The organism is Psychrobacter sp. SHUES1 (assembly GCF_001652315.1).
Lineage (GTDB): Bacteria > Pseudomonadota > Gammaproteobacteria > Pseudomonadales > Moraxellaceae > Psychrobacter > Psychrobacter faecalis.
In genome coordinates this window covers 1-21,540 of the sequence record NZ_LXWA01000065.1, presented here as the reverse complement: position 1 = coordinate 21,540, position 21,540 = coordinate 1, and the positions used below count along the sequence as shown (strand labels likewise).

Here is a 21,540-nt window from a genome sequence, read left to right as displayed (position 1 = left end):
TTGTCAGGAAGCCAATCAGGACAAGTATCTTTATAGAGCTTAAAATCGTGGATTGACCCTTTGCAGGTTTGCACATCAAGTATCAACCCTGTTTGCCAATGAACGATAACCTGCGCTTTCAAGGTGTGTTGTTTTTTCTTACCGCTATAGTAGTCGCTTTGGTTTTTTTTGGACGCTCAATTGGGGTTTCGGTCGCATCAACAATGACGACGCTCCAATTGATGTCCTCATCGACGCGACTAGGGAGCTTTTTGGGCAATTCAAACTTGCCAGAGTCAATCAGGATGTCTTCTACTTTACGGATGATACGACTAGCAGAAGACTCATGAATACCAAAGTCCATACTGATATGATAAAGCGTGCGGTATTCACGCCAATAAGTCAGGGCTAGTAGTATCTGCTCCTTAAGACTGAGCACGCTTGGTCTGCCTGATTTGGTTTTAGATGCTTCATGCTCTTGCATGGCCTCAAGCATGTCATAAAAGGTGGCTTTATGAATGCCAGTGTAGCGTTTAAAACCAGCGTCACTTTGTTTGAGTAGCTTATCTATGTTTGGCATGGTTCCTAAAAAGTTATGAGCGTCTTCTTATTTTAATTCCCTTTGCTACTTTTGCAAGAGGTCTATTGTCTTTAGACTTTTGAGGATAGTGATCCGTCAAGAACAAGATAAAATAAGTTGGACACCCAGTATCATCCGCCTAGATAAACCAAAATGCTTACCTTATTTTGCTATCACTATACTAGGGTTACGCGCTTTTATTTCTTGGTAAAATAATCGTTTGTCTTTTGGCGATATTAATACCTTTTTATTTTTATAGTCTACCTCAAGTCTATCTAACGACAGAGCTGGTGCAGAAACCATATTTCGGGTTGGAGCAATATAAGTAATGTCTGTAAGCTCAATACGCTGCGTAGAAAAACCATTATTTATAAGAAGATGACCGTCTGATAACGTATATTTCGTACCAAAAAACGGCATAAGCATTAATACTATAAAAGGTAAGAAAATAAATGCCAAAAAAATAGCTTTAGCTAACGAGCCGTTTTCACTTTTCTTCCATTGCCAAAATGGAATGCCAATCATCATAAAGCTACCTCCCAAGAGCGTAAATCCAATCCAGAAATCAATTTTAGATGTAAATACAATGTCTGTCATAAAATACTCTATAGTTAGCTAAAGCGGATTTAAGTCTAGCAATAATAATCAATCTTATCTTTAACTAAGATAAATTTTAAATGAATCCCTAGCTGCAAACCTGCCCTTTTCTCGTTACAATACCTGCCATAGTATATTAACCTTCTATTTATTAAATAATCCGAGAATCCCATGAGCCATAGACCCCCTGCTGACCTGTTAAAAAGCGCCGAACACTGGCGTGAAGATATCAACTTTCGCCAAGATGTGCTGGGCAAGCCGTTTGATTTTGCGACCACATGGGGTATATTCTCGCCGCAAAAGCTCGATGATGGCAGTTTGATGCTGCTTGATTATGTGGATTTTCAAGCGGATGATGATTCGATAGATTTGGGCTGTGGCTATGGCGTGCTTGGTATGACGGCGGCGCGTGAATGTCCGAATGGACTGCATACCTTGATTGATAAAGATTTTATGGCGGTAGAATATGCGCGCCGTAATTGCGAGAAAAACGGTCTGAAAAATGTTGATGTGCATTTGTCTAACGGCTTTAATCATGTGGCAAAAGACAAAGACTTTAGCCTTGTGATGTCGAACTTGCCAGCCAAAGTAGGTAAAGAGCAGCATTATTTATACTTCCTTGATGCCTATGCGCGCATGCGTCAAGGTGGGCGTTTTTATGTGGTGACGATTAATGGCTTGCGTCAATTTATGAAGCGCTCATTTACCGAAGTGTTTGGTAATAGCGAAAAGGTTAAACAAGGTAAAACTTATACCATTACCATGGCGACCAAAGACTAAGCTTAAGCAACTTAAAAACTGAGCAAACAAAAATCCCGCTAACAAGATGATGTCTTAGCGGGATTTTTTATGGCTAAATTTTTAGAACTATATTTTTAAAGTTATATTTTTACAATTACATTTTTAAGGTTACATTTGCCGCTTCAACAAATAACCACCCAATATCGCACTGGCGATAATCGGTAATAACACCATTAATAATGGCGAGAATCCAGTCGCGAGCGAAACAAAGCCAACCAAGTCTTGCACATAACTAAACAGCAAGCCAAATAGCAATGCCACCACGATGCGTAAGCCCAAGCTATGCGTACGTAGTGAGCCAAAAACGAATGAGCAAGCGACAATTACCAGCGATAAAATCGATAATGGTGACAGCAGCTTTTGCCAAAAGGCCAGCTCATGACTTAACGAGCGCGTGCCTTGCTGGCGCATAAATTGGCGATGCTCATATAACTGGGTCAATGATAAATCTTCGGCCTTACGAGTGAGTAAATACACCGACTCAGGGGCAAAAGGCAAACTCAAGGTATCTGACGGTGCGATAGCTTGGCTACTCTCAAAGCCCTGACCAATCATCAGCTTGGTCATATTATTCAGCTGCCACTCGTAACGGTATTGCTCGCTCGGCTTGCTGCTATCGGTATCTATCGGTTCGCGGCCGATATATTTGCCGCCCTCAGCATGAATAGCAGATTGCAGATTGCCATTATTATCCAAATGCCAACGTTTAACTTCGCCGATATTGCCTTGCACATCGGCATAATCGATATATAAAATATCGCTGCCATCTGGCTTGGCACTGCCGTCTTTTGCACTCTCAAAGCGTGGCTGTACCGTCCAATAACCGCGTACCGAGGTGACAAGCGAGCTGTTATCTTCATCGTTAATCTCTTGCGCCAACTGATTCGAATGCGGTAGGACAAACTGATTAATCACCAATGCCAATAGCACAAAAATCAAGGCAGGCTGCAACACCCAGCCGACGATACGATAAACACTGACGCCAGCAGCGCGCATGACGACCAGCTCGCTTTTATTGGCCAATAAACCCAAACCGACCACGGCGCCAAGTAACGCGCCCGTTGGGATAAATTGCTCTAAAAAGTAAGGCGAGCGATAAAAGATATATTTAATCGCCTCGCCCATCGTATAGTTATCATCTAACGAATCTAGCTCAGACAAATAAGAAAATACCAGCTGCAATGCCCACAAGCCTATAACCGCGCCGATGATGGCAAGCAAAGCGTTTAGTTTAACGTAACGGCTCAGCACTTTTAGATTGGTTGGTTTAGGCGCAAATTTCAGTTTGGCTTTTGGCGAATTTGGCTTTGATGAATTAGACGATGATGATTTAGAGAATAAAGCGCTCATTAGGATTGTCCTCCTTGTGAGCCATTGCTTTTTTGGTCAATATTGCCTTGATGCTCGCTAACGGTTAACAGCTCATCTGGTTTGCGAAAGCGCAAACGATGTTGGACGCGGCTGCCCCAATTCATATAGAGCGCCAATGCCATAAAGCCTAATACCAACCATGCATACGCCCAAACGCTAACACTGCCTTTACTCACCGCATTTTTGAGGGAAATAATACCCAGCGCACAGCTGACAAATAATAAAATCGATGGGAACAAGCGCAGCCAGCGACCTTGACGCGGACGTACTTGCGCCAGTGGCACGGCCAGCATCGGTGCAATAATCATCAGCCAAGGCAAAGCAAGACGATAGCCAAGCTCCCCTTGTGCCGCTCGTAATGCTTTTTCGCTATTCACTGCTGTACTGCCTGTTGCGGCTTGCCATAATGGACCAATCGCTTGGGTTTCGATATTGGCTTCGGTGATGACTTCTTTAGAGGATTCGGTCAAGGTGATACGGTAGCGATCAAAGCCCACTTGATTGTATTTTAAACTGCCCGCGCCGACTTCATAGCGGCGACCTTGGAATAAGTCCAATTGGGTGACGCCGCTACTGCCGGTATCTACTTGCTGAGCGCGTTTGGCAAGGGTAATGGTATCTTTACTGATACTATTCTTGCCTATAAGGGCTTTTGGTAGCTCTGGAATATTGAGCTGCTCAGCAGTTTCTGGGTCGATATTATTATTTACATCAGCGGCCGCGTTTTTTGCTGCATTGCCTTTAGGCTTAGGCTCAGATTGTATCAATATCACATCTTGCAATTGCTTTTTATCATCACTCAAGCTGCCGACGTACAAATGATAATTGCCACTACTGATAAACTGATTGGGGCGAATCAAATCAAAAGCGCTGGTCAATGCCTGTTGCTGCCAAACACTTTCCGATGAGCGTACGCCCCACGGTTTTCCAACAATAGATAAGGCCGCCTCTCCAACAAATAATGCCAATATCAATGGCGTCATCAAACGTCCAAGCTTACCGCGCGACACGCCGCTGGCATTAATCACCGCCATTTCTTGGTCAACATACAAGCGCCCGAATACTAGCATGAGCGCGATAAAAAATGCCAACGGTAGGATAAGCTCTAAAAAGTAGGGTAAATTATAACCAATGATGGTAAATAATAAGCTGATGTCCAGATTGCCTTCTGCGGCAATGCCAAAGTAACGGATTAAGCGGCCGCCGAGCATCATCACCACTAAAAACCCCAACACCAAAGCGGTCGTTGAGGCAACTTGTTGAGTCATATAGCGGCGTAATATCACAATAGGCACTCTTTAAAAAAGGTTGGTATGCGCACAATTTAGCGCAGTTTGACTGGCGCTACGTTATAAATAGTAGCGATAAAGATAACCGCTAATCCTAGCATATTTTGCTCAAAAATGGCTGTGAAATGTGTTGGAAAACATTGTATGCATCTTGCTATAAGCCTTGATTGTTTGGTTCATAATAGCTAAAACTAACAAAGCCTACAGCGTATATAATTTATAAGAATACCTTAATCTAAGCGTGAATCTATTAACTATTTACGCCGTATGTTTGCTTTATACTATTTAGCAAAGTTTGTTTGTCCTTGGTATCCCTGAGCGCGCTTTTTTAGGTTTTGTTGCTAAACTACTGTTTCTGCCAAATTTAATTAGTATAAATACTTTAAACAGAACAAATAAATAGGCAGTCGATTCAAAAAATATAGGATTGCTATATTGATAGCGACGCCGCGCTCGCTGCGCACTCGCCTCGCAATATGCTACACTATTGTGCTAGCTGCATAAGCAACGGCGTTTAAAAAGTATTATTTTAAAAAGCACGAATACATTAATAAAATATGCATTTCATAACTCTAATAAGGATAATTATATGAATATTAAATTAACGCAAACCCTGCCAAAAACCCATACACAAAAAATACTTAAAAAAGAAGCCAAAAGTAAAGATGCCGCCTGTCTTGTGGTACTCATCGATGATAAGAAAAATATCTTAGCTGAAGCCACATTAAGCGATTATCAAAGCCGTATTAAGCAATTGATGGAAGTATCACATTTTAATGGTAAAGCCTGCGAAACCGTCGCTGATTATGCCTTGGCTGGTGATAAAAAAACGGCTAAAGAAAATCCAGTACAGCTGTTACTCGTCGGTGTGGGTAATATTGATAAGCTTAGTCATAGCGGCTTGCAGAAAATCGCTAATACCATTTATCAAAGCACGCAAAAACGTGTTGACTCTATCACCGTTGCTTTAGGTGATGCGCTAGAAGAAAATCATTTCAGCCAGTTTGCTTTGAATTTACTCGCAGCAAGCTACCGTTTTGACAAATATAAATCTGAGCAAAACACGCCTGTTTTAACCGACATCTATTTACTTGCCGACCAGTCTTTGCAAGCGGCATTAGACTTTGCTCAAGCGGTATTCGCTGGTCAAAGCTTGACCCGTGATGTCGCCAATGAGCCGGGCAATATCTGCTTCCCAGCTTACATGGCCGAACAAGCCGAAGCGCTTGCCAAAGCTTATCCTGACTTATTAAAAGTCACCGTCTTGGGTGAAGATGAGATGTCAGCGCTGGGTATGAACTGCTTCTTAGCGGTTGCCCAAGGTTCAGCCAAAGAAGGTAAATTGGTATTGTTAGAGTACCGCGGTAAATCTAACTTTAGCGCTAAAGCCAGCGCTAGCAAAATCGCTAATAGCGGTGCAAAAGTAACAGGCGGTCTAAAAGCCTTGGCAGATAAATTACCGACCAAAGCTGCTAGTAAAAAATCTGACAAAAACAGCGATGCAAAAACTGTCAATGATGATGCGCCTATCGTCTTAGTCGGTAAAGGCGTGACCTTTGATTCAGGCGGTATCTCAATCAAACCCGGTGCGGCGATGGATGAGATGAAATTTGATATGGGCGGTTCAGCCTCAGTACTCGGTACGATTAAAGCTTTATGTGAAGCGCGTCTACCAATTAATGTCGTTGGTGCGCTTGCTTGTGCGGAAAACATGCCATCAGGTGATGCCACGCGCCCTGGTGATATCGTCAAAGCCATGAATGGCAAGTCGGTTGAAATCTTAAATACCGATGCCGAAGGTCGTTTGGTGTTGGCCGATACGTTATGCTATGTACAGCGCTATAATCCAAAAGCCATTATTGATGTGGCAACGTTGACCGGCGCTTGTGTGGTTGCCTTAGGTCACGTGCGCTCAGCGGTATTTAGTAATGACGAAGACGTGTTATTTGAACTAGAAAACGCCAGTCATTTATCGGGCGATTTAATCTGGCATATGCCGTTAGATGATGAGTATCAAACACAGCTTGACTCGCCTATCGCTGATATGCAAAACATCGGTGGTAAAGGTGGCGGGGCTATCACAGCCGCTTGTTTCTTATCTCGCTTCGTTGAAGAAGGTCAAGCATGGGCGCATTTGGATATCGCTGGTACGGCATGGAATTCTGGTCAAGACAAAGCAGCAACTGGTCGCCCTGTTCCGCTATTTATGCAATACCTCAAAAACAGCGCAAACAATGCCTAATCTGTTATTAATAATCTATTGGTAAAATACCAATTTATGAAAATGAATTTATGAACATCAGTTTTTATATTTTAAGTGAGAGTAAAGCCCAAGATATCTTGGGCTTTATTTGTCAATTGACCCAAACCGCGCTGAACAAAAGCAGCCAACCGCTCTTGATTCTCATTGATAAAGATGATGAATTGCTATCGACGCTTGATGAAGCGCTATGGTCATATGATGGCGCAAGCTTTATACCGCATCAGCGACTTTTGCACGCTACTATTTCTGAGCCTAAAGATGCTAGTAAACCTGTGCAAGATAATAATGAGGCATTAGCCCCTGTTTTACTTAGCAGTTATATGCCAGCGGATTTTAAAGGTATTGTCCTAAATACCACCATCCATCCTGTCAATCGTTTTATGGCAGCGACCAATAATGCCCAGCCTACTCGGGTGCTTGAGCTGATAAAACCTGACCCTGAGAGTACGCAAGAAGGTCGGCATAAATACAAAGCCTATCAACAATTGGGCTACGAGCTGACCCATTTTAAGGTTTAATCGACAAACCTTATCTATTTTTTGTCTTAAAAAACACTTCTATTTTTTCACATTGTGCACTTTTACTTGACCTTATGTGCCTAGGTAGGCATGGGTTAAAGGTAGGCGTTTATCTTAAAAAAATGCTACCATCCTTCGATTACTTTTCCGTTCTATTATAAATTTTATATTTATTGACAAAGTCGAGGGTGTATAGATGCGTTCATTGATTGCGATGTACCAGCGTATAGGGCTGGTGCCGCTTATTATTATCGGTTTAATATTAGGCGTTTTGATTGGCTGGCTGGCGCCAAATATCGGTGTTGCGCTGGGCCTATTAGGGACGCTATTTGTCGGCGCCCTAAAAGCAGTCGCGCCGATATTGGTCTTTATTTTGGTCATGGCAGCGATTAGCCAACATCGCAGTGGCAATGAGGTGTATGTCAAACCGGTGTTGATTATGTATATGTTCGGCACTTTTTTGGCAGCACTGACCGCCGTTGGCGCAAGCTTCTTATTCCCAACCGAGCTAATATTGGTCAATGCCAACATTGAGCAAGTACCCCCTGCTAACCTGCAAGAAGTACTCACCAACCTGCTGATGAATTTGGTTGCCAACCCTGTGCAGGCCATCGCTGATGCCAATTATATTGGTATTTTAGCGTGGGCAATCATCATTGGTTTTGCCCTACGTCAAGCCAGCGATACCGCGCGGGCGGTGGTCAGTGATTTTTCTGATGCCATCTCGCAAGTGGTCAAATGGGTCATTGCGCTAGCGCCATTTGGTATTTTAGGCTTGGTTGCCAATACCGTCGCTGAGACAGGCTTTGCCGCCCTAGCAGGTTATGCGCGCATCTTGATGGTACTGGTCGGTTGTATGTTGTTTATTGCGCTAGTGGTCAACCCTATTATCGTCTTAGTTAAGACGGGTAAAAACCCTTTCCCACTGGTGTTTACTTGCCTGCGTGAATCAGGGATTACCGCGTTTTTTACCCGTTCATCAGCCGCTAACATTCCGGTTAATATGAACCTTGCACGTAAATTAGGTCTACACGAAGACACTTATTCAGTCACCATTCCGCTAGGTGCGACCATCAATATGGCCGGTGCGGCGATTACCATTAACGTCTTAACCCTAGCAGCAGCGCATACACTTGGTATCGAAGTAAGCTTTGCCTCAGCGCTACTACTAAGTTTGGTCGCAACGATTAGTGCTTGCGGCGCTTCTGGTGTGGCTGGTGGTTCGCTACTTTTAATTCCATTGGCAGCAAGCTTATTTAGTATTCCAAACGATATCGCCATGCAAGTGGTGGCAATTGGCTTTATCATCGGGGTGGTACAAGATTCCGCTGAAACTGCGCTAAACTCATCAACAGACGTCTTATTTACTGCTGCCGCTGATCCAAAATATGCGCGTTAGTTATTAGTTATTGACGTTAGTTTTATTGAAAAACCGTCATTTTTAAAGCGGTATTTTTAATAGTATAAAGGGTCTCATTTAGAGACCCTTTTTTATGGATAATAATAAGACATTGGCTATTATTTTAAATGCTCGACGTCTACTTCAATCACTGGCATCTGCATATCAAGCTGGCGCTTAAATTGACGCAGCTGCTCAACCTCATCTAGTAACTCCAGTATTAAACCAATCGCTGGTACGCTGGCTTCAAAGTCACGGCTGAGGCGCGAGGCACGGCGCACGGTCGTCAACTGATAGCCAGTAAACTGCTGACGCTCTGGTACATCATATTCGATAATATTTTCTTCAAGCAATTCGATGACCCATTGGCGCTCTTGCCCACAGGCAGATACGAGCTCATCTAGGCTCAAGATAATGTCGGTAAATTCAGGCGAGTGTTTCATAATGATTATCCTCGTTTGCGCTTTATTTTATCGTATGGTCTTTATCTCTATTACAAGGCGATTATTCATGATTCATCACAGTTAAAAACTGATAGCACCAATCGTTAATAATAGCTGTTAATACCCGTCGTTAACGGCTGATACTGGTATCAGCAAACGCTTCTTTAAGCTGTTCATACGCTTTTATAGCCGCCTCGCTGCTGACATCAGGATTGACGATATTTAAGGTTAAATATAGATTGCCCGCTTGCTTCGCAGGAATACCTTTACCTTTTAGGCGTAAATTGCTACCTGATTTGCTGTTTTTAGGAATCGTCACCCCAAGCGAGCCAGCTGGGGTATTAACGGTAATTTTTTCACCGAGCGCCGCTTCCCAAGGCGCAATATTAACGGTTTGATAAACATCGGCGCCTTCAATACGGATATTACCAGCGTGACTGATTTTAACCTTTAAAAATAAATCGCCGTTTTTACCACCGCCGATACCAGCAGCCCCTTGTCCTGCTAAGCGGATTTGCTTGCCATCGGTGATACCTTTAGGAATTTTGATTTTAAGGGTTTTATTTTCATAATCGACCCTACCATTCGCCTGACGAACGGGCACATTTAACTTGATGCTATAGTCATCACCGCTATAGACCGAGGCCAAATCCACGGTAATCTCCGCATGTTGGTCTTGACCTTGACTGTCTTGCGCGCCAAAACCGCCGCCAAACTGCTCAAAGCCGCTGCTTTGTGAGCGGCCACCAGTTTGTCCACGCGCACCGCGACCAAAGGCTGAAAAGATATCATCGAAGCGAAAACCGCCACCACCATAAGCTTGACCTTCACCAAACTGATCATTGATGTCTTCCCAGCGAAAACCGCCTTGACCACCAGCCGATTGGCCACCAAAACCGCCAAAGCCACCAGCGCCGCCTGCACCAGCAAAAGGATTGTCTAGCATGGCATCATATTCTGCACGCTTATCTTTATCCCTAAGGGTTTCATAAGCATTGTTGATCTCCGCGATTTTATTATCAGCGTCTGGATCATCACTGACGTCAGGGTGATATTGGCGTACCAGCTTACGATATTTCTTTTTAATCTCAGCATCGCTGGCATCTTTTTTGACGCCCAAAATGTCATAGTAATTTTTTTCTGCCATGTTAATTTTCCTCAATATAAAAGCCTGTGAATAAGACTGCTATGCCAATGTAAACGAAACGATGGACCGGTTTGTATGAGAGCGATATAACGCATATAACGTCTGGTCGTTATCATTGTTATTGTCATCTACGTATCATCATAACAATAATAAACGGCCAACAACACCAACCCAAACTGTTAGACAAATAGATAGTTACCTTAAGTATAAAGGCTATATTTATAAGTAATAATGGAGATATTGTTAACAAAATTAAAGAGTGGTTAATAGGATTGAGCAGTGGAGAATCATAGATTTGCAGGCGTAACAGCGCCCTTTTGACCTTAGTAGTTCTTTTACATACCTGTAAGGGTATAACAAGCTCTTTCTTGTAAAATGCCTTTATTATTTGTACTCGCAGGGAGTATGGGTAACATAGGCAAGAGTATCTGTCTATCTCATCAACAAGAAATAGGTATTAAATGTCTTATTTAATCAAGTCTTTAGTCATCACTTTATCGCTACTGTTAAGTACGACTGTTTTTGCCGGCAACACCAGTTATTATGGTAGTAAGTTCCACGGCAAACGTACCGCAAGTGGCAGTATCTTCAATATGAACTCCCTCACCGCCGCGCATAAAACGCTGCCGTTTGGTACGAAGGTACAAGTGACCAACAAAAAGACAAAGCAGAGCGTAATCGTAAAAATTACTGATAGAGGACCTTATATTAAAGGTCGTATTTTGGATTTATCGAAAGCCGCTGCTGGTCAAATAAACTGTGAACTTTGCACAACTACTATTAAAATACTGTCTTATGGAGATGGTAAATACCGGATGGAATAATGGCATAAAAAAGGGAGAGCTTAGGCTCTCCCTTTTTTTATATCGACGAGTTTTTATAGTGGCTATATATAGTGACTATATATAGCCACTATATTAAGCGCTTAAATAATCACGCTGTCACCTTGCCGTGACAACTTTTTATTGGAAACGCGCTTCCATTTCTTCTAAATTTGTCATCGCTAGCAACAACTTTTCTTCATTATCACTATGCTGCTGTTGTAGCGCAGTCTGCTCATCTAACAATAGCAATAAATCAGCCTTGCGGCTTTCTTCGTACAGCTCAGTATCGGCAAGCTTGGTTTCTAAACTGGCCAATTTTTCATCAATTTTAGCCAAAGCTTTTTCTGTGTTTTCAATCTCACGGCGTATCGGTGCGGTGAGCTTACGCTGCTCAGCAGCCAATTTGCGCTGCTCTTCTTTGCTAATCAAAGGCTGAGCGGCTTTATTATTTACAGGTGCAGTTGACGCTTTACTGTTTATTTGATCTGATTGGCTGACTGATGGTTTGGTCATTTGACTGTTTGCCGAACCTGTATCTGTTTCACGTGAAACGGATTTCTTATTGTCTTTTTTGTTCTTTTTCTTACCGGTATTTTTGTCCGAGGCATTTTCTTGTTTGCGTTTTTCTGCTAGCCATTTACCGTAGTCACTGATATCGCCATCGAACTCGTCGATTTGGCCGTCATGCACTAAAAACAGCTCGTCGCAGACGTTGGCAATCAGCTCACGGTCATGCGATACCAGCACCACTGCCCCTTTAAACCCTTGCAAGGCAATGGTCAAAGCCTGACGCATTTGTAAGTCTAAATGGTTGGTTGGCTCATCGAGAACCAGCACGTTTGGACGCTGCCAAACGATTAATGCCAAAGTCAAACGCGCGCGCTCGCCACCAGAAAACAGCTCACTTGGGGTATCGATACGGTCGCCGCGAAAGTCAAAACTACCAAGGAACGAGCGTAGTTCGGCATCAGAGGTTTTACCTGCTAGGCGGCGCAGCATTTGCATCGGTGTCGCTGCGGCGTCTAAAGTATCCATTTGGTGCTGATTAAAATAGCCAAGCTTTAAGGTGTCAGAGACGCGATAGCTGCCTGATAAAATACCAATTTCACCAACCAAGGCTTTAATCAAGGTCGATTTACCCGCGCCATTCATCCCCAATAAACCAAGGCGGGTGTCGGGCGTTACTTGGACGTTGGCATTATGCAAAAGCGGCGTCTCGCTATAGCCGATATCAGCATTGCTCATTTCTATCAGCGGCGAGCTCATATTGGCCGGCTCATAAAAGCGGAACGAGAACGGATTGTCTGCCATCATCGGCGACAGCTCCGCCATGCGCTCAAGCTGCTTAATACGGCTTTGCGCCTGTTTGGCTTTACTGGCCTTGGCACGGAAACGACGAATAAAGTCATCCAAATGGGCTTTGGTTGCTTGTTGCTTTTCAAACGCTTGCTGCTGCTGCGCCATACGCTCGTGACGGGTACGGATAAACTGCTGATAATTACCTGTATAAAGGGTGATTTTTTGTTGTTCGACGTGCAAGATATGACCGACGGTGGCGTCCAAAAACGCTTGGTCGTGCGAGATAACAATCACCAAACCGGTATAAGCATTAATCCAGGTCTCAAGCCAAAGAATGGCGTCCAAATCCAAATGGTTGGTTGGCTCATCAAGGAGCATTAAATCGGCGCGGCTCATCAAGGTTTTGGCAAGGTTTAAACGCATACGCCAACCACCCGAGAACCCTTCAACGGGCAATTCATGCTGACTGGTCTTAAAACCAAGACCTGCCATGATTTGGGCCGCTTTGGTCGGCGTACGATAGCCGTCAATTTCATCAAACTGCTGATGCAATACGCCAATCTGATCGTCACTGACACTGCTTAAATCATTTAACGCCGCATTAATCTCATACCACTGCTCATCACCGCTTAGCACATAATCTATCGCCGTCTGCGTGCTCGCCCCGACTTCCTGCGCCATGTGCGCCACCTGCCAGCTATCAGGAATGCTCACCTCACCCTTATCAAGCGTCACTTCGGTATCGCCGGTGCCCATTTGCGTCAATAATAAGGCAAACAAGGTGGATTTACCGGTGCCGTTATTGCCCGTCAAGCCAACTTTATGGCCCGGATGGAGCTGAAAGCTTGCCCCTGCAAACAACTCACGACCATCACGGCGAACGCCAACGTCTTTAAATTCGATCATATAATTTCTTCATCTCAACAATAATATAAAACTTAAGGCAATAAAAACACACGTCTGGCATGTTTACAGGCGGCTATTATTTCAAACGCTTGGCGCATAGGCAAACGATTAAATAACTATTTTAAATTCAAACCTTTATACGGCTAAAAACCACTTGCGATCATAATGGCATGCGAACGATTACAAGTTTTGGCATTTAAAACCGCTATTTGGCATGTAAAACTACTATATAGTTGCAAACGCTACTGTCACCCTTGACAAATCAATCAGCACCCCAATTATGTTATACTAGTAAAATACTATTGACATCATGCAGTTAGGTGTTCGAAATTGAGCGTTTAAAGTTAAGTAGCGGCCGTATTGCTATTCACCAAATTGCCATGCCACAATAATGTTTCAATACTAAGTTACATTGCTAAAATGTTACATTGCTAAATGCCTTAACAAATATAAAAAATTTTACCGTAGCCTAGGCGTTATCAGCCGCTACTTATCAGTCGCCCTATCCAGTATAAATAGACGACCTCGCAGAAATAAAAAACAAATCATTTGATTTTAGCAACTGAGGTAGATATGAACGAATCAGCCAATCAATTTAATCCAAGCACAAGTCAACCAGTCGACCCAACCGCCTTAAACTTGACCGACAGCGCGGCAAAAAAAGTACGTCGCCTACGTGAAGAGGAAGGTGACAGCAATCTTATGCTGCGTGTCTATGTGACGGGCGGCGGCTGTTCAGGTTTCTCTTATGGCTTTAACTTTGCCAATGAGCTCAATGAAGATGATGCCAATTTTGATAATGATGATGTGACCTTAGTCGTCGATTCGCTAAGCTATCAGTATTTGCAAGGCTCGACCGTCGACTATACCGAGGGTTTAGAAGGCGCGCGCTTTATTGTCACCAATCCAAATGCCACTACGACTTGCGGCTGTGGTTCATCGTTTTCTCTTTAAATAAGTCGAGATAATAGTTTCGTTATAGAAGTAACCTAGTCAAGCAATATAGTATTGTTGGGATAATTTAAGTATACAATCGTAAACTGAAAAAGTCGTTTTTGACCGATAATCTGGTAAAAGGTGGCTTTAATCGGTTTACGATTGTTTTTTTATGGGGATGTGCTTAAATACCGCCTTCTTCTGAGTAGCTAGTCTAATCAATCTGTTGTATGAGTGAGCGCTTAACCTGTTTGTAAAGCTTATGCTTGCGAGCCTTTTATTAAAAGATTGTTGTTAGAAGATTGTTGATTAAAGGATTTTGCTCATAAAGAATAATCACTAAAAAAATCCTACTCCTACCCCAAATTATGAAGGCACCCCCTCATGGCGAAGTTATAGTAAAAGAAACAAAAATCCGCTACAGTATATAATATGGCATACTCAAAAGACTACCGACAACTGATCCTCAATAAGCTTGCAGAAGGCTATAGCATTCGACAACTTGCCGAGGAATATCAAATTAGCACCAACACTATTCAGCGTTGGAAAAAATTTCCTGAGCGTAAAAAACGTCAGTTTACCCCAACTAAAATAGACGATGCATTACTGAGAGCGGATGTAGAGGCTTATCCTGATGACTATCAGCACGAACGAGCTCGGCGTTTTAATTGTACTCAAAGAGCGATAGGCATTGCATTAAAACGAATCAGCATCACTCAAAAAAAAGAGCTTAACTCATCCAAAAGCAGATGATAAAAAACGTTTAATATTTCTTGAAAAGTTAGCGCAATTTGAGTTTGATGATAAGCCTATTATCTATCTTGATGAAAGTGGCTTTAAGTCTCATGAAAACAGGCCTTACGGTTACTCTAATAGAGGTAAAAAATGCTTTGGACAATACAACTGGCAGCTTAAAAACCAAACCAATGCGATAGGTGCTATTTACAATAATCAGCTGTTCGCTGTTGGACTTTATGATCGCAGTGTCAATAGTGATGTATTTCATAGCTGGGTTGAACAACTGCTGCTACCAAGCTTACCGAAAGACAGTGTAATCGTTATGGATAATGCAACCTTCCATAAGCGCAAAGACACAACTGAACTTATAGAAGATGCAGGGCACACTATTTTATGGCTGCCACCTTACAGTCCTGATTTGAATCCTATCGAGCAAATGTGGGCTTGGGTCAAACAAAAACGTAAGGAATGGCGGCTAGATTGTGTTGACACACTGTTCTTTTATTTCTTATGGCTGTGTGGCGATTTATAAGTTCTTTGACTATATCACTTGACGCACTAAATGACATCGACGGCTTTATCGGCGCCGCGCTAGTAGACAGCGAATCTGGTCTTGCAATGGCCACGCTTGGCTCTGGCATCGACCTTGAGCTAGCAGCGGCTGGCAACACCGAAGTACTACGCTCTAAGCGCAAAGTAGCAGCAGCGCTAAATTTAGATGAGAACATCGAAGACATTCTTATCACTTTGAGCAAGCAGTATCATTTGCTACGTCCATTGGTACGTAATGACAGCTTATTTTTATACCTTGTACTTGACCGTCAAAAATCAAACCTTGCAATGGCGCGTCATATTCTAAAAGGTTTTGAGACGGAATTAGAGTTTTCGTAAGCCTGTTTATATTAAGTAATGAGTTATCTAAAGCATCTACCTGATAAGTAGATGTTTTTTTGCTTTATAGCTGTTTGATTTAGAGCAGCAGATTTGACTAATAGCTGTGCTGTTTAACCAATTTTATAAACCAAACAACCGTTATTTGAGCGCCAGTGAAGCTTACTGTATTTGTAATTGTACGTGGTTTTTGGGGCGGCTTTGGGCTAAACTGACGTGATTCTATAACCCGTTTTTTCGGTTGCACAGCGATTGTGTGGCGACCGACCATAACTAATAACAACAGATGACTATTATGAGTAATTTTGCGAGCAGCTTTGTCGATTTTAAAATTCCAAACTGGTTTGATAGCAAGCATTTAAGCGGCATGCTGCGCGGTATCGAAAAAGAAGGGCTGCGGGTTAAACCTGATGGCTACTTGGCGCAAACTCCGCATCCAGCCAAGCTTGGCTCCAAGCTCACCCATCCATTTATCACCACCGATTACTCTGAAAGTCTGCTCGAACTTATCACTGACCCAAAAACCTCTCCAAAAGAAACGCTAACCATGTTGCGCCAATTGCATTTATTGGTTTATCAAGGTATGCCTGAAGGCGAGCTGATGTGGCCATTGTCAATGCCGTGTATGCTGTCATCAAAAGATGAAGATATTCCGCTAGCAGACTATGGCAGCTCTAATACGGGTAAGCTAAAAACCCTCTATCGTAGTGGACTTGGTATCCGTTATGGTCGCCGTATGCAGACGATTGCCGGCTTGCACTATAACCTATCGTTTGGCGATGATTTATTTGCCGCGTGGCAAGCGCAAACGCCAAACGCGCAAGATTTGACCCTAACCGAATTTAAAAATGACAAGTATCTGGGATTGATTCGTAACTTTAAACGTCTGACCAGTTTGGTACTGTATTTATTGGGGGCAAGCCCTAGCGTTTGTCCGTGCTTTGTGTCAGGTATCGAGCATGACCTTGAGCTGCTCAATGACTCAACCTACTATAGACCGACGGCGACCAGCCTACGTATGGGCAAGCTTGGCTATACCAACAGCGTGCAAGAACATCTCGATATTCGTTATAATAATTTGCCCGAGTATATCAAAGGACTGCGCCGTGCGATTCAGACCCCGCATGCAAGCTTTGAGAAACTTGGCTTAGATGATGCCGACGGCAATCCGATACAAATCAATGACCATATTCTACAAATAGAAAATGAATACTATAGTCCGATTCGCCCCAAACAAATCGCGATGAGTGGCGAGAGCCCAACCGAAGCGCTTGAGCGTCGCGGTATCGCTTACGTTGAGTTTCGTGCTATCGACCTCGACCCTTATAGCGATATTGGCATTCGTTTATCTAGCGCCTGCTTTTTAGAAGTGATGGCGTTGTACTGCTTGCTGAGTGATTCGCCAGAGCTGCTGCCAGCAGAAGAAGAGGCGTTGGCGGTTAATTTAGAACGCGTGGTCAACGAAGGTCGCCGCGAAAACTTGCAAATCATTAATAATGGCGATGAACAAACCCTAGAAAGCTGGATGCTTATGCACTTAAGCCGTATGCAGCCATTGGCAGAGCTGCTTGACGCGCATTATGGTGGTAATGAATATCGGACAGCGGTTGCCTTGATGCAAGGTAAAGCGGGACATTCTGAATCAACCATCTCAGCACAAGTGAACTCGGATAGTAAACGTTTGGGCAGCTTATGGCAGCTTGGCTTTACTTTGGCGCAGCAGCATCGTGAGTCGATATTACAGCAGACGTTGAGCCCAAACACCCAAGCCAAATATGAAGTACTTGCCGAAAAATCTATCTTGCAGCAGGCAGAGCTTGAAGCCGCCGAAACCGAAGATTTTATGGAATTTTTACAACAGTACCGCTAATGGTTGATTAATTTGACCTTTTAACAGTCTACTTTTTATTAGTTTTATCCTATATCAATGAGCATTTTATAAGAGTATTCGCCCCATGCGACAGCTGACCACTTACCGTAATCTGCAAGTATTTTTAGTAATCATGGCCGTGATCGGTATGAGCTTTGCGCTATTTTTCTTACAGCGTTATATGGGATTTTCGCCTTGTCCGCTATGTATCTTTCAGCGCATCGGTCTGATGGTTATGGGCGGCTTTGCTTTGATTGCCGCTATATTTGACCCAAAATCAAAAATCGTCCGCTTACTATTATGGCTTGGCAGTTTGGCTGGGATTGGCTGGGCAGCAGCAGTTGCCGGTCGGCACGTATGGCTACAGCATTTGCCCGCCGACCAAGTGCCTTCTTGTGGGCCCGGCTTAGATTATTGGCTTGATACCCTACCGATGCAGCAAGTATTAAAAGAAGTATTTGCCGGCTCTGGTGAATGCGCGTCTATTGAGTGGACGTTTATGGGTTTGAGTATCCCTGAGCAATCTTTGATTTTATTTAGCATTTTGATATTGGTACATGTATTAATTTTATGGCGTATCGTGCGCCCTGCCCGCTAACCTGCTTCTACTACCCTTATGAGTAGCCAATAACCGTCCTGCACAATGCATGGACGGTTATTTTTTTGGCTCATATTTCAGGCGTTTTTAGCACGGTTAAAGCCATAGGGTTTAATTAACGACACGCTCTAGTCACTTTTACACTTTGATATATCCAAGGTGTTTATTTACCCTAATGGAATAACGGTAGTCTTAATTGCACTTTAAATGTATATAGCCAGTGTTTGCAAGACCTCAGCGCGAGCTTTGCTATCAAAACCATGAGGTTTATCACATAATTTAACGAAGTTAGGGTCGCAAGCGCTGCCTGTTGGCGCTAAGATTGTCCCTCACAATTTCTTTAACTTTTACCAAGACTTTAATTAGTTATCCTACTGACAAGGCTTAAACCCACTATTAAAAAATGTTTTTTGGTAACGCTATGATTACTCTCTTACCCTATTCCTCCGCTGCAATTACCGCTATGAGACGCTGTACGCGCCCCTTGCTAGCGCTGCCGCTCTGTTTGCTACTCACGAGCTGTGATAGCGCCTCATCTTCTACGACTGCCAATAACACAACGACGCAAGGTGCTCAGACTACCAATAGTGTCGCACTTGCTGACTTGCAGGATGTTGATGTTCAAAATAATCTGACTGACGATGCAGTGGATGAGGCAGATAATGCAGAAGGCCAATCACTGATAGCAGCGGCAAACTCAAGTGATAACAGTCGCCGCGCGCCGATGATTTCGGCCGCCAATAGCGACAGCAGCTTACAAGCCACCTTGATGGGCGATTATGGCGGTGTGGTACCGTGTGCTTCTTGCGATAATATCAAGGTTACCTTAAATTTATTCGCTGATGGCTCTGTGCTAAAAACCAGTGTTTTTAATGATGCAGCGCCGACCGTTCCGCCTTTGTTAGAATCAGGGGTTTATCGCCAAGATGACGATAAAATCACCATCGTTTATGAGAGAAAAAACATCGAAACCTATAAAATCAGTGACAACCATTTGATTATGATGGACGCTGATGCCAATCTTAACGATGACTACACCCTTTCTCGTAAATAAATAACTGCCTACCTCAGCCAAATTGAGAGTCCACACAACGCCTACTGACTAGGCGTTTTTTATTGGTCATCTTATGGTGTTTACTTTACAATGAGGCTTTGATTATTGAGCTGTCTACTAAACTGCCTGCTGCACCACTACCTGTTGGCTGACATTCAAGCTCAATCTCCTTTTTTTAAGCGTGTACGGAACGTCTATGCATATTCATATTCTTGGTATTTGTGGTACTTTTATGGGCTCGCTGGCGTTACTGGCGCGCAGCCTTGGGCATACGGTCACAGGCTCAGACGCCAATGTTTATCCACCGATGTCCACCCAACTTGAAAATGCAGGCGTGACCATTGCCGAAGGTTATTTGGTCGAGCATTTGCAGCCAGCGCCTGATTTGGTGGTGGTTGGTAATGCTATGAAGCGTGGCATGGATGTCATCGAATATATGCTCGATAGCGGCCTGCGCTATACCTCAGGGCCGCAGTTCTTATCCGAGCAAGTGTTGCAATCGCGCCATGTCATCGCTGTGGCTGGTACGCATGGTAAAACCACCACGACCACCATGCTGGCGTGGATATTACATTATGCCGGTATTGATACAGGATTTTTGATTGGCGGCGTGCCCTTGGTTAATACGAGCGATGAACACCTGCAACAAGTCTTTGCCCATAGCAGCTACTTGGGTGCTGAAAAAGTCGCTGATGGCAGTGGAGAAAAAATCGGCTACTTCGTTATTGAAGCCGATGAATACGATTCAGCGTTTTTTGATAAACGCTCAAAGTTCGTCCATTATCGCCCGCGTACCGCTATTTTAAACAATCTTGAATTTGACCATGCCGATATTTTCGCTGACCTAAACGCTATCCAAACCCAGTTTCACCATATGGTGCGTATGATTCCAAGTAGCGGCAAAATCATCATGCCAGCGGCGACCATCAGTCTAGAAGAGACTTTAGCAAAGGGTGTTTGGACGCCAGTTTGGCGGACAGCCGTTATTGATAAACAGTCAGTTGATTATAAAAAAGACGAGCAAAATTTACAGCACACTAGCGACTGGCAAGCCGAGCTTATCAGCGCTGATGGCGGTCAATTTAGCGTCAGCTTTGCAGGGAACGATGAGCATACCGCGATTGTCGATTGGTCGATGAGCGGCATTCATAACGTTAATAATGCGCTAGTTGCGGTTGCCGCCGCTTATAACATTGGAGTGGATATCAAAGCTGCGTGCGCGGCATTATCCGCCTTTGCTGGTATCAAACGTCGTATGGAGCTGATTGGCGATGTCAACGACATCTTGGTATTTGATGATTTCGCCCATCATCCAACCGCCATTACCACTACCTTAGATGGCGCTAAAAAGAAACTGGCAGACAGACGGATTTGGGCGATTATCGAGCCGCGCAGCAACACCATGAAAATGGGTATTCACCAAGACAGCTTGGCTGAGTCTGCCGTCCTTGCCGACCATACTTTATGGTATGAGCCAACCGGACTTGAATGGGGTCTAAAAGACGTCATTGATAATGCCAAAGCTAACAATCCCAATATCGCAAGCCAGCAAGTATTGCCTAGTACCGAGGCGATTATTGGGCATATTATTAATAACGCTCAAGCGGGCGATGCGATTGTCATTATGTCGAATGGCGGCTTTGAAGGTATTCACCAGCGTCTACTGACCGCGCTGCGCAATAAATAAATCTCCACTTATATAGCAAGCGTATTAAAGCCTGATTATTTCTAAAAGCATAGTTCGTTAAACGAGCTATGCTTTTTTTATGGTTACCTGCCGTTCTATAGATGACTTTTCTAACGTTTATAAGTTCATATAATTATTTGAATAATTTACACATTATACCCCACTCTCAACTTCGAAAGTGATTGAAAAAAGAAGAGCACCTCACTAATCTATTGTTTTCGACCAAGAATACAATGGAGTTGTGAGATGCCCATAGACGAATTTATCATCAATATCTATTTAATGGTAGAGCAATATTACAAAATAGTCGTCACCAAACCCTTGCGAAGTGCAGGTTACGCGCCAAAGCT

21 protein-coding genes and 1 pseudogene are annotated in these 21,540 nt (G+C 43.5%); 14 read left to right on the top strand and 8 right to left on the bottom strand.

What is annotated here, in order from left to right; all coding sequences use genetic code 11:
- The 3 genes from A7325_RS14280 to A7325_RS09230 form a co-directional block, all read right to left on the bottom strand.
- A partial coding sequence (locus tag A7325_RS14280) for a hypothetical protein (RefSeq protein ID WP_413771796.1) occupies window positions 1-122 on the bottom strand: 122 nt, incomplete at its 3' end.
- Window positions 119-559 carry a transposase family protein gene (locus A7325_RS09235; RefSeq protein ID WP_068407358.1) on the bottom strand — a complete coding sequence of 147 codons (441 nt, stop codon included), beginning with the start codon at window positions 557-559 and terminating at the stop codon, window positions 119-121. The genes A7325_RS09235 and A7325_RS14280, both read right to left, overlap by 4 nt.
- A gap of 162 nt (window positions 560-721) precedes the next feature.
- Complete coding sequence (locus A7325_RS09230; protein WP_068407355.1) at window positions 722-1,156, bottom strand: PH domain-containing protein; 435 nt, start codon at window positions 1,154-1,156, stop codon at window positions 722-724.
- A gap of 171 nt (window positions 1,157-1,327) precedes the next feature.
- Here A7325_RS09230 and A7325_RS09225 point away from each other — a divergent pair, with 171 nt between their 5' ends.
- Window positions 1,328-1,936: a class I SAM-dependent methyltransferase gene (locus tag A7325_RS09225; protein ID WP_068407352.1), complete on the top strand. Its 609-nt coding sequence runs from the start codon at window positions 1,328-1,330 to the stop codon at window positions 1,934-1,936.
- Window positions 1,937-2,065: 129 nt separating this feature from the next.
- On the opposite strand, the gene lptG is transcribed toward A7325_RS09225, so the two are convergent.
- Together lptG and A7325_RS09215 are read right to left on the bottom strand one after the other, a co-directional pair.
- Window positions 2,066-3,307: an LPS export ABC transporter permease LptG gene (lptG, locus tag A7325_RS09220; protein ID WP_068407349.1), complete on the bottom strand. Its 1,242-nt coding sequence runs from the start codon at window positions 3,305-3,307 to the stop codon at window positions 2,066-2,068.
- Window positions 3,307-4,596, bottom strand: a complete 1,290-nt coding sequence (locus tag A7325_RS09215; protein WP_068407346.1) for an LPS export ABC transporter permease LptF — start codon at window positions 4,594-4,596, stop codon at window positions 3,307-3,309. Before A7325_RS09215 ends, lptG begins: the two co-directional genes overlap by 1 nt.
- 610 nt (window positions 4,597-5,206) lie before the next feature.
- On the opposite strand from A7325_RS09215, the gene A7325_RS09210 reads away from it, so the two are divergent.
- The 3 genes from A7325_RS09210 to sstT all read left to right on the top strand — a co-directional run bounded on the left by A7325_RS09210 (window position 5,207) and on the right by sstT (window position 8,797).
- A complete protein-coding gene (locus tag A7325_RS09210; RefSeq protein ID WP_068407343.1) occupies window positions 5,207-6,859 on the top strand; it encodes a leucyl aminopeptidase in 1,653 nt (550 codons plus the stop codon).
- Window positions 6,860-6,909: 50 nt separating this feature from the next.
- Window positions 6,910-7,398, top strand: a complete 489-nt coding sequence (locus tag A7325_RS09205; protein WP_068407340.1) for a DNA polymerase III subunit chi — start codon at window positions 6,910-6,912, stop codon at window positions 7,396-7,398.
- Between the two features lie 196 nt (window positions 7,399-7,594).
- Window positions 7,595-8,797, top strand: a complete 1,203-nt coding sequence (gene sstT / locus A7325_RS09200; protein WP_068407337.1) for a serine/threonine transporter SstT — start codon at window positions 7,595-7,597, stop codon at window positions 8,795-8,797.
- A gap of 119 nt (window positions 8,798-8,916) precedes the next feature.
- On the opposite strand, the gene A7325_RS09195 is transcribed toward sstT, so the two are convergent.
- A complete protein-coding gene (locus A7325_RS09195) occupies window positions 8,917-9,240 on the bottom strand; it encodes a chaperone modulator CbpM (protein WP_068407333.1) in 324 nt (107 codons plus the stop codon).
- 130 nt (window positions 9,241-9,370) lie between these two features.
- On the bottom strand, window positions 9,371-10,387 hold the full coding sequence (locus tag A7325_RS09190) for a DnaJ C-terminal domain-containing protein (protein ID WP_068407330.1): 1,017 nt from the start codon (window positions 10,385-10,387) through the stop codon (window positions 9,371-9,373).
- A 461-nt stretch (window positions 10,388-10,848) separates the two neighbouring features.
- Between A7325_RS09190 and A7325_RS09185 the strand changes: the two genes are divergently transcribed.
- Window positions 10,849-11,211, top strand: a complete 363-nt coding sequence (locus tag A7325_RS09185; RefSeq protein WP_068407327.1) for a septal ring lytic transglycosylase RlpA family protein — start codon at window positions 10,849-10,851, stop codon at window positions 11,209-11,211.
- 138 nt (window positions 11,212-11,349) lie between these two features.
- Here the strand turns inward: A7325_RS09185 and A7325_RS09180 are convergent, their stop codons facing one another.
- Window positions 11,350-13,416: an ATP-binding cassette domain-containing protein gene (locus A7325_RS09180; RefSeq protein ID WP_068407324.1), complete on the bottom strand. Its 2,067-nt coding sequence runs from the start codon at window positions 13,414-13,416 to the stop codon at window positions 11,350-11,352.
- 573 nt (window positions 13,417-13,989) lie between these two features.
- On the opposite strand from A7325_RS09180, the gene erpA reads away from it, so the two are divergent.
- The 9 genes and pseudogenes from erpA to A7325_RS13750 all read left to right on the top strand — a co-directional run.
- The gene (erpA, locus tag A7325_RS09175; protein WP_068407319.1) at window positions 13,990-14,370 is read left to right on the top strand and encodes an iron-sulfur cluster insertion protein ErpA; all 381 of its coding nucleotides are present in this window, start codon (window positions 13,990-13,992) and stop codon (window positions 14,368-14,370) included.
- A gap of 414 nt (window positions 14,371-14,784) precedes the next feature.
- Window positions 14,785-15,105 (top strand): IS630 transposase-related protein, encoded by a 321-nt coding sequence (locus tag A7325_RS09170; protein ID WP_068407316.1) that lies wholly within the window; start codon window positions 14,785-14,787, stop codon window positions 15,103-15,105.
- 13 nt (window positions 15,106-15,118) lie between these two features.
- Entirely contained in the window at window positions 15,119-15,622 is a 504-nt protein-coding gene (locus tag A7325_RS13860) for an IS630 family transposase (RefSeq protein ID WP_068407314.1), read from the top strand.
- Window positions 15,623-15,627: 5 nt separating this feature from the next.
- Window positions 15,628-15,981 carry a roadblock/LC7 domain-containing protein gene (locus A7325_RS09160; RefSeq protein ID WP_227514983.1) on the top strand — a complete coding sequence of 118 codons (354 nt, stop codon included), beginning with the start codon at window positions 15,628-15,630 and terminating at the stop codon, window positions 15,979-15,981.
- A 295-nt stretch (window positions 15,982-16,276) separates the two neighbouring features.
- Window positions 16,277-17,851 (top strand): glutamate--cysteine ligase, encoded by a 1,575-nt coding sequence (gene gshA / locus A7325_RS09155; RefSeq protein WP_082894365.1) that lies wholly within the window; start codon window positions 16,277-16,279, stop codon window positions 17,849-17,851.
- A gap of 85 nt (window positions 17,852-17,936) precedes the next feature.
- Complete coding sequence (locus tag A7325_RS09150; protein WP_068407305.1) at window positions 17,937-18,449, top strand: disulfide bond formation protein B; 513 nt, start codon at window positions 17,937-17,939, stop codon at window positions 18,447-18,449.
- A gap of 421 nt (window positions 18,450-18,870) precedes the next feature.
- Window positions 18,871-19,503 (top strand): copper resistance protein NlpE, encoded by a 633-nt coding sequence (locus A7325_RS09145; protein WP_068407361.1) that lies wholly within the window; start codon window positions 18,871-18,873, stop codon window positions 19,501-19,503.
- A 196-nt stretch (window positions 19,504-19,699) separates the two neighbouring features.
- Entirely contained in the window at window positions 19,700-21,190 is a 1,491-nt protein-coding gene (gene mpl, locus A7325_RS09140; RefSeq protein ID WP_068407302.1) for a UDP-N-acetylmuramate:L-alanyl-gamma-D-glutamyl-meso-diaminopimelate ligase, read from the top strand.
- A gap of 246 nt (window positions 21,191-21,436) precedes the next feature.
- A pseudogene (locus A7325_RS13750) lies at window positions 21,437-21,540 on the top strand (IS982 family transposase); the annotation flags it as partial.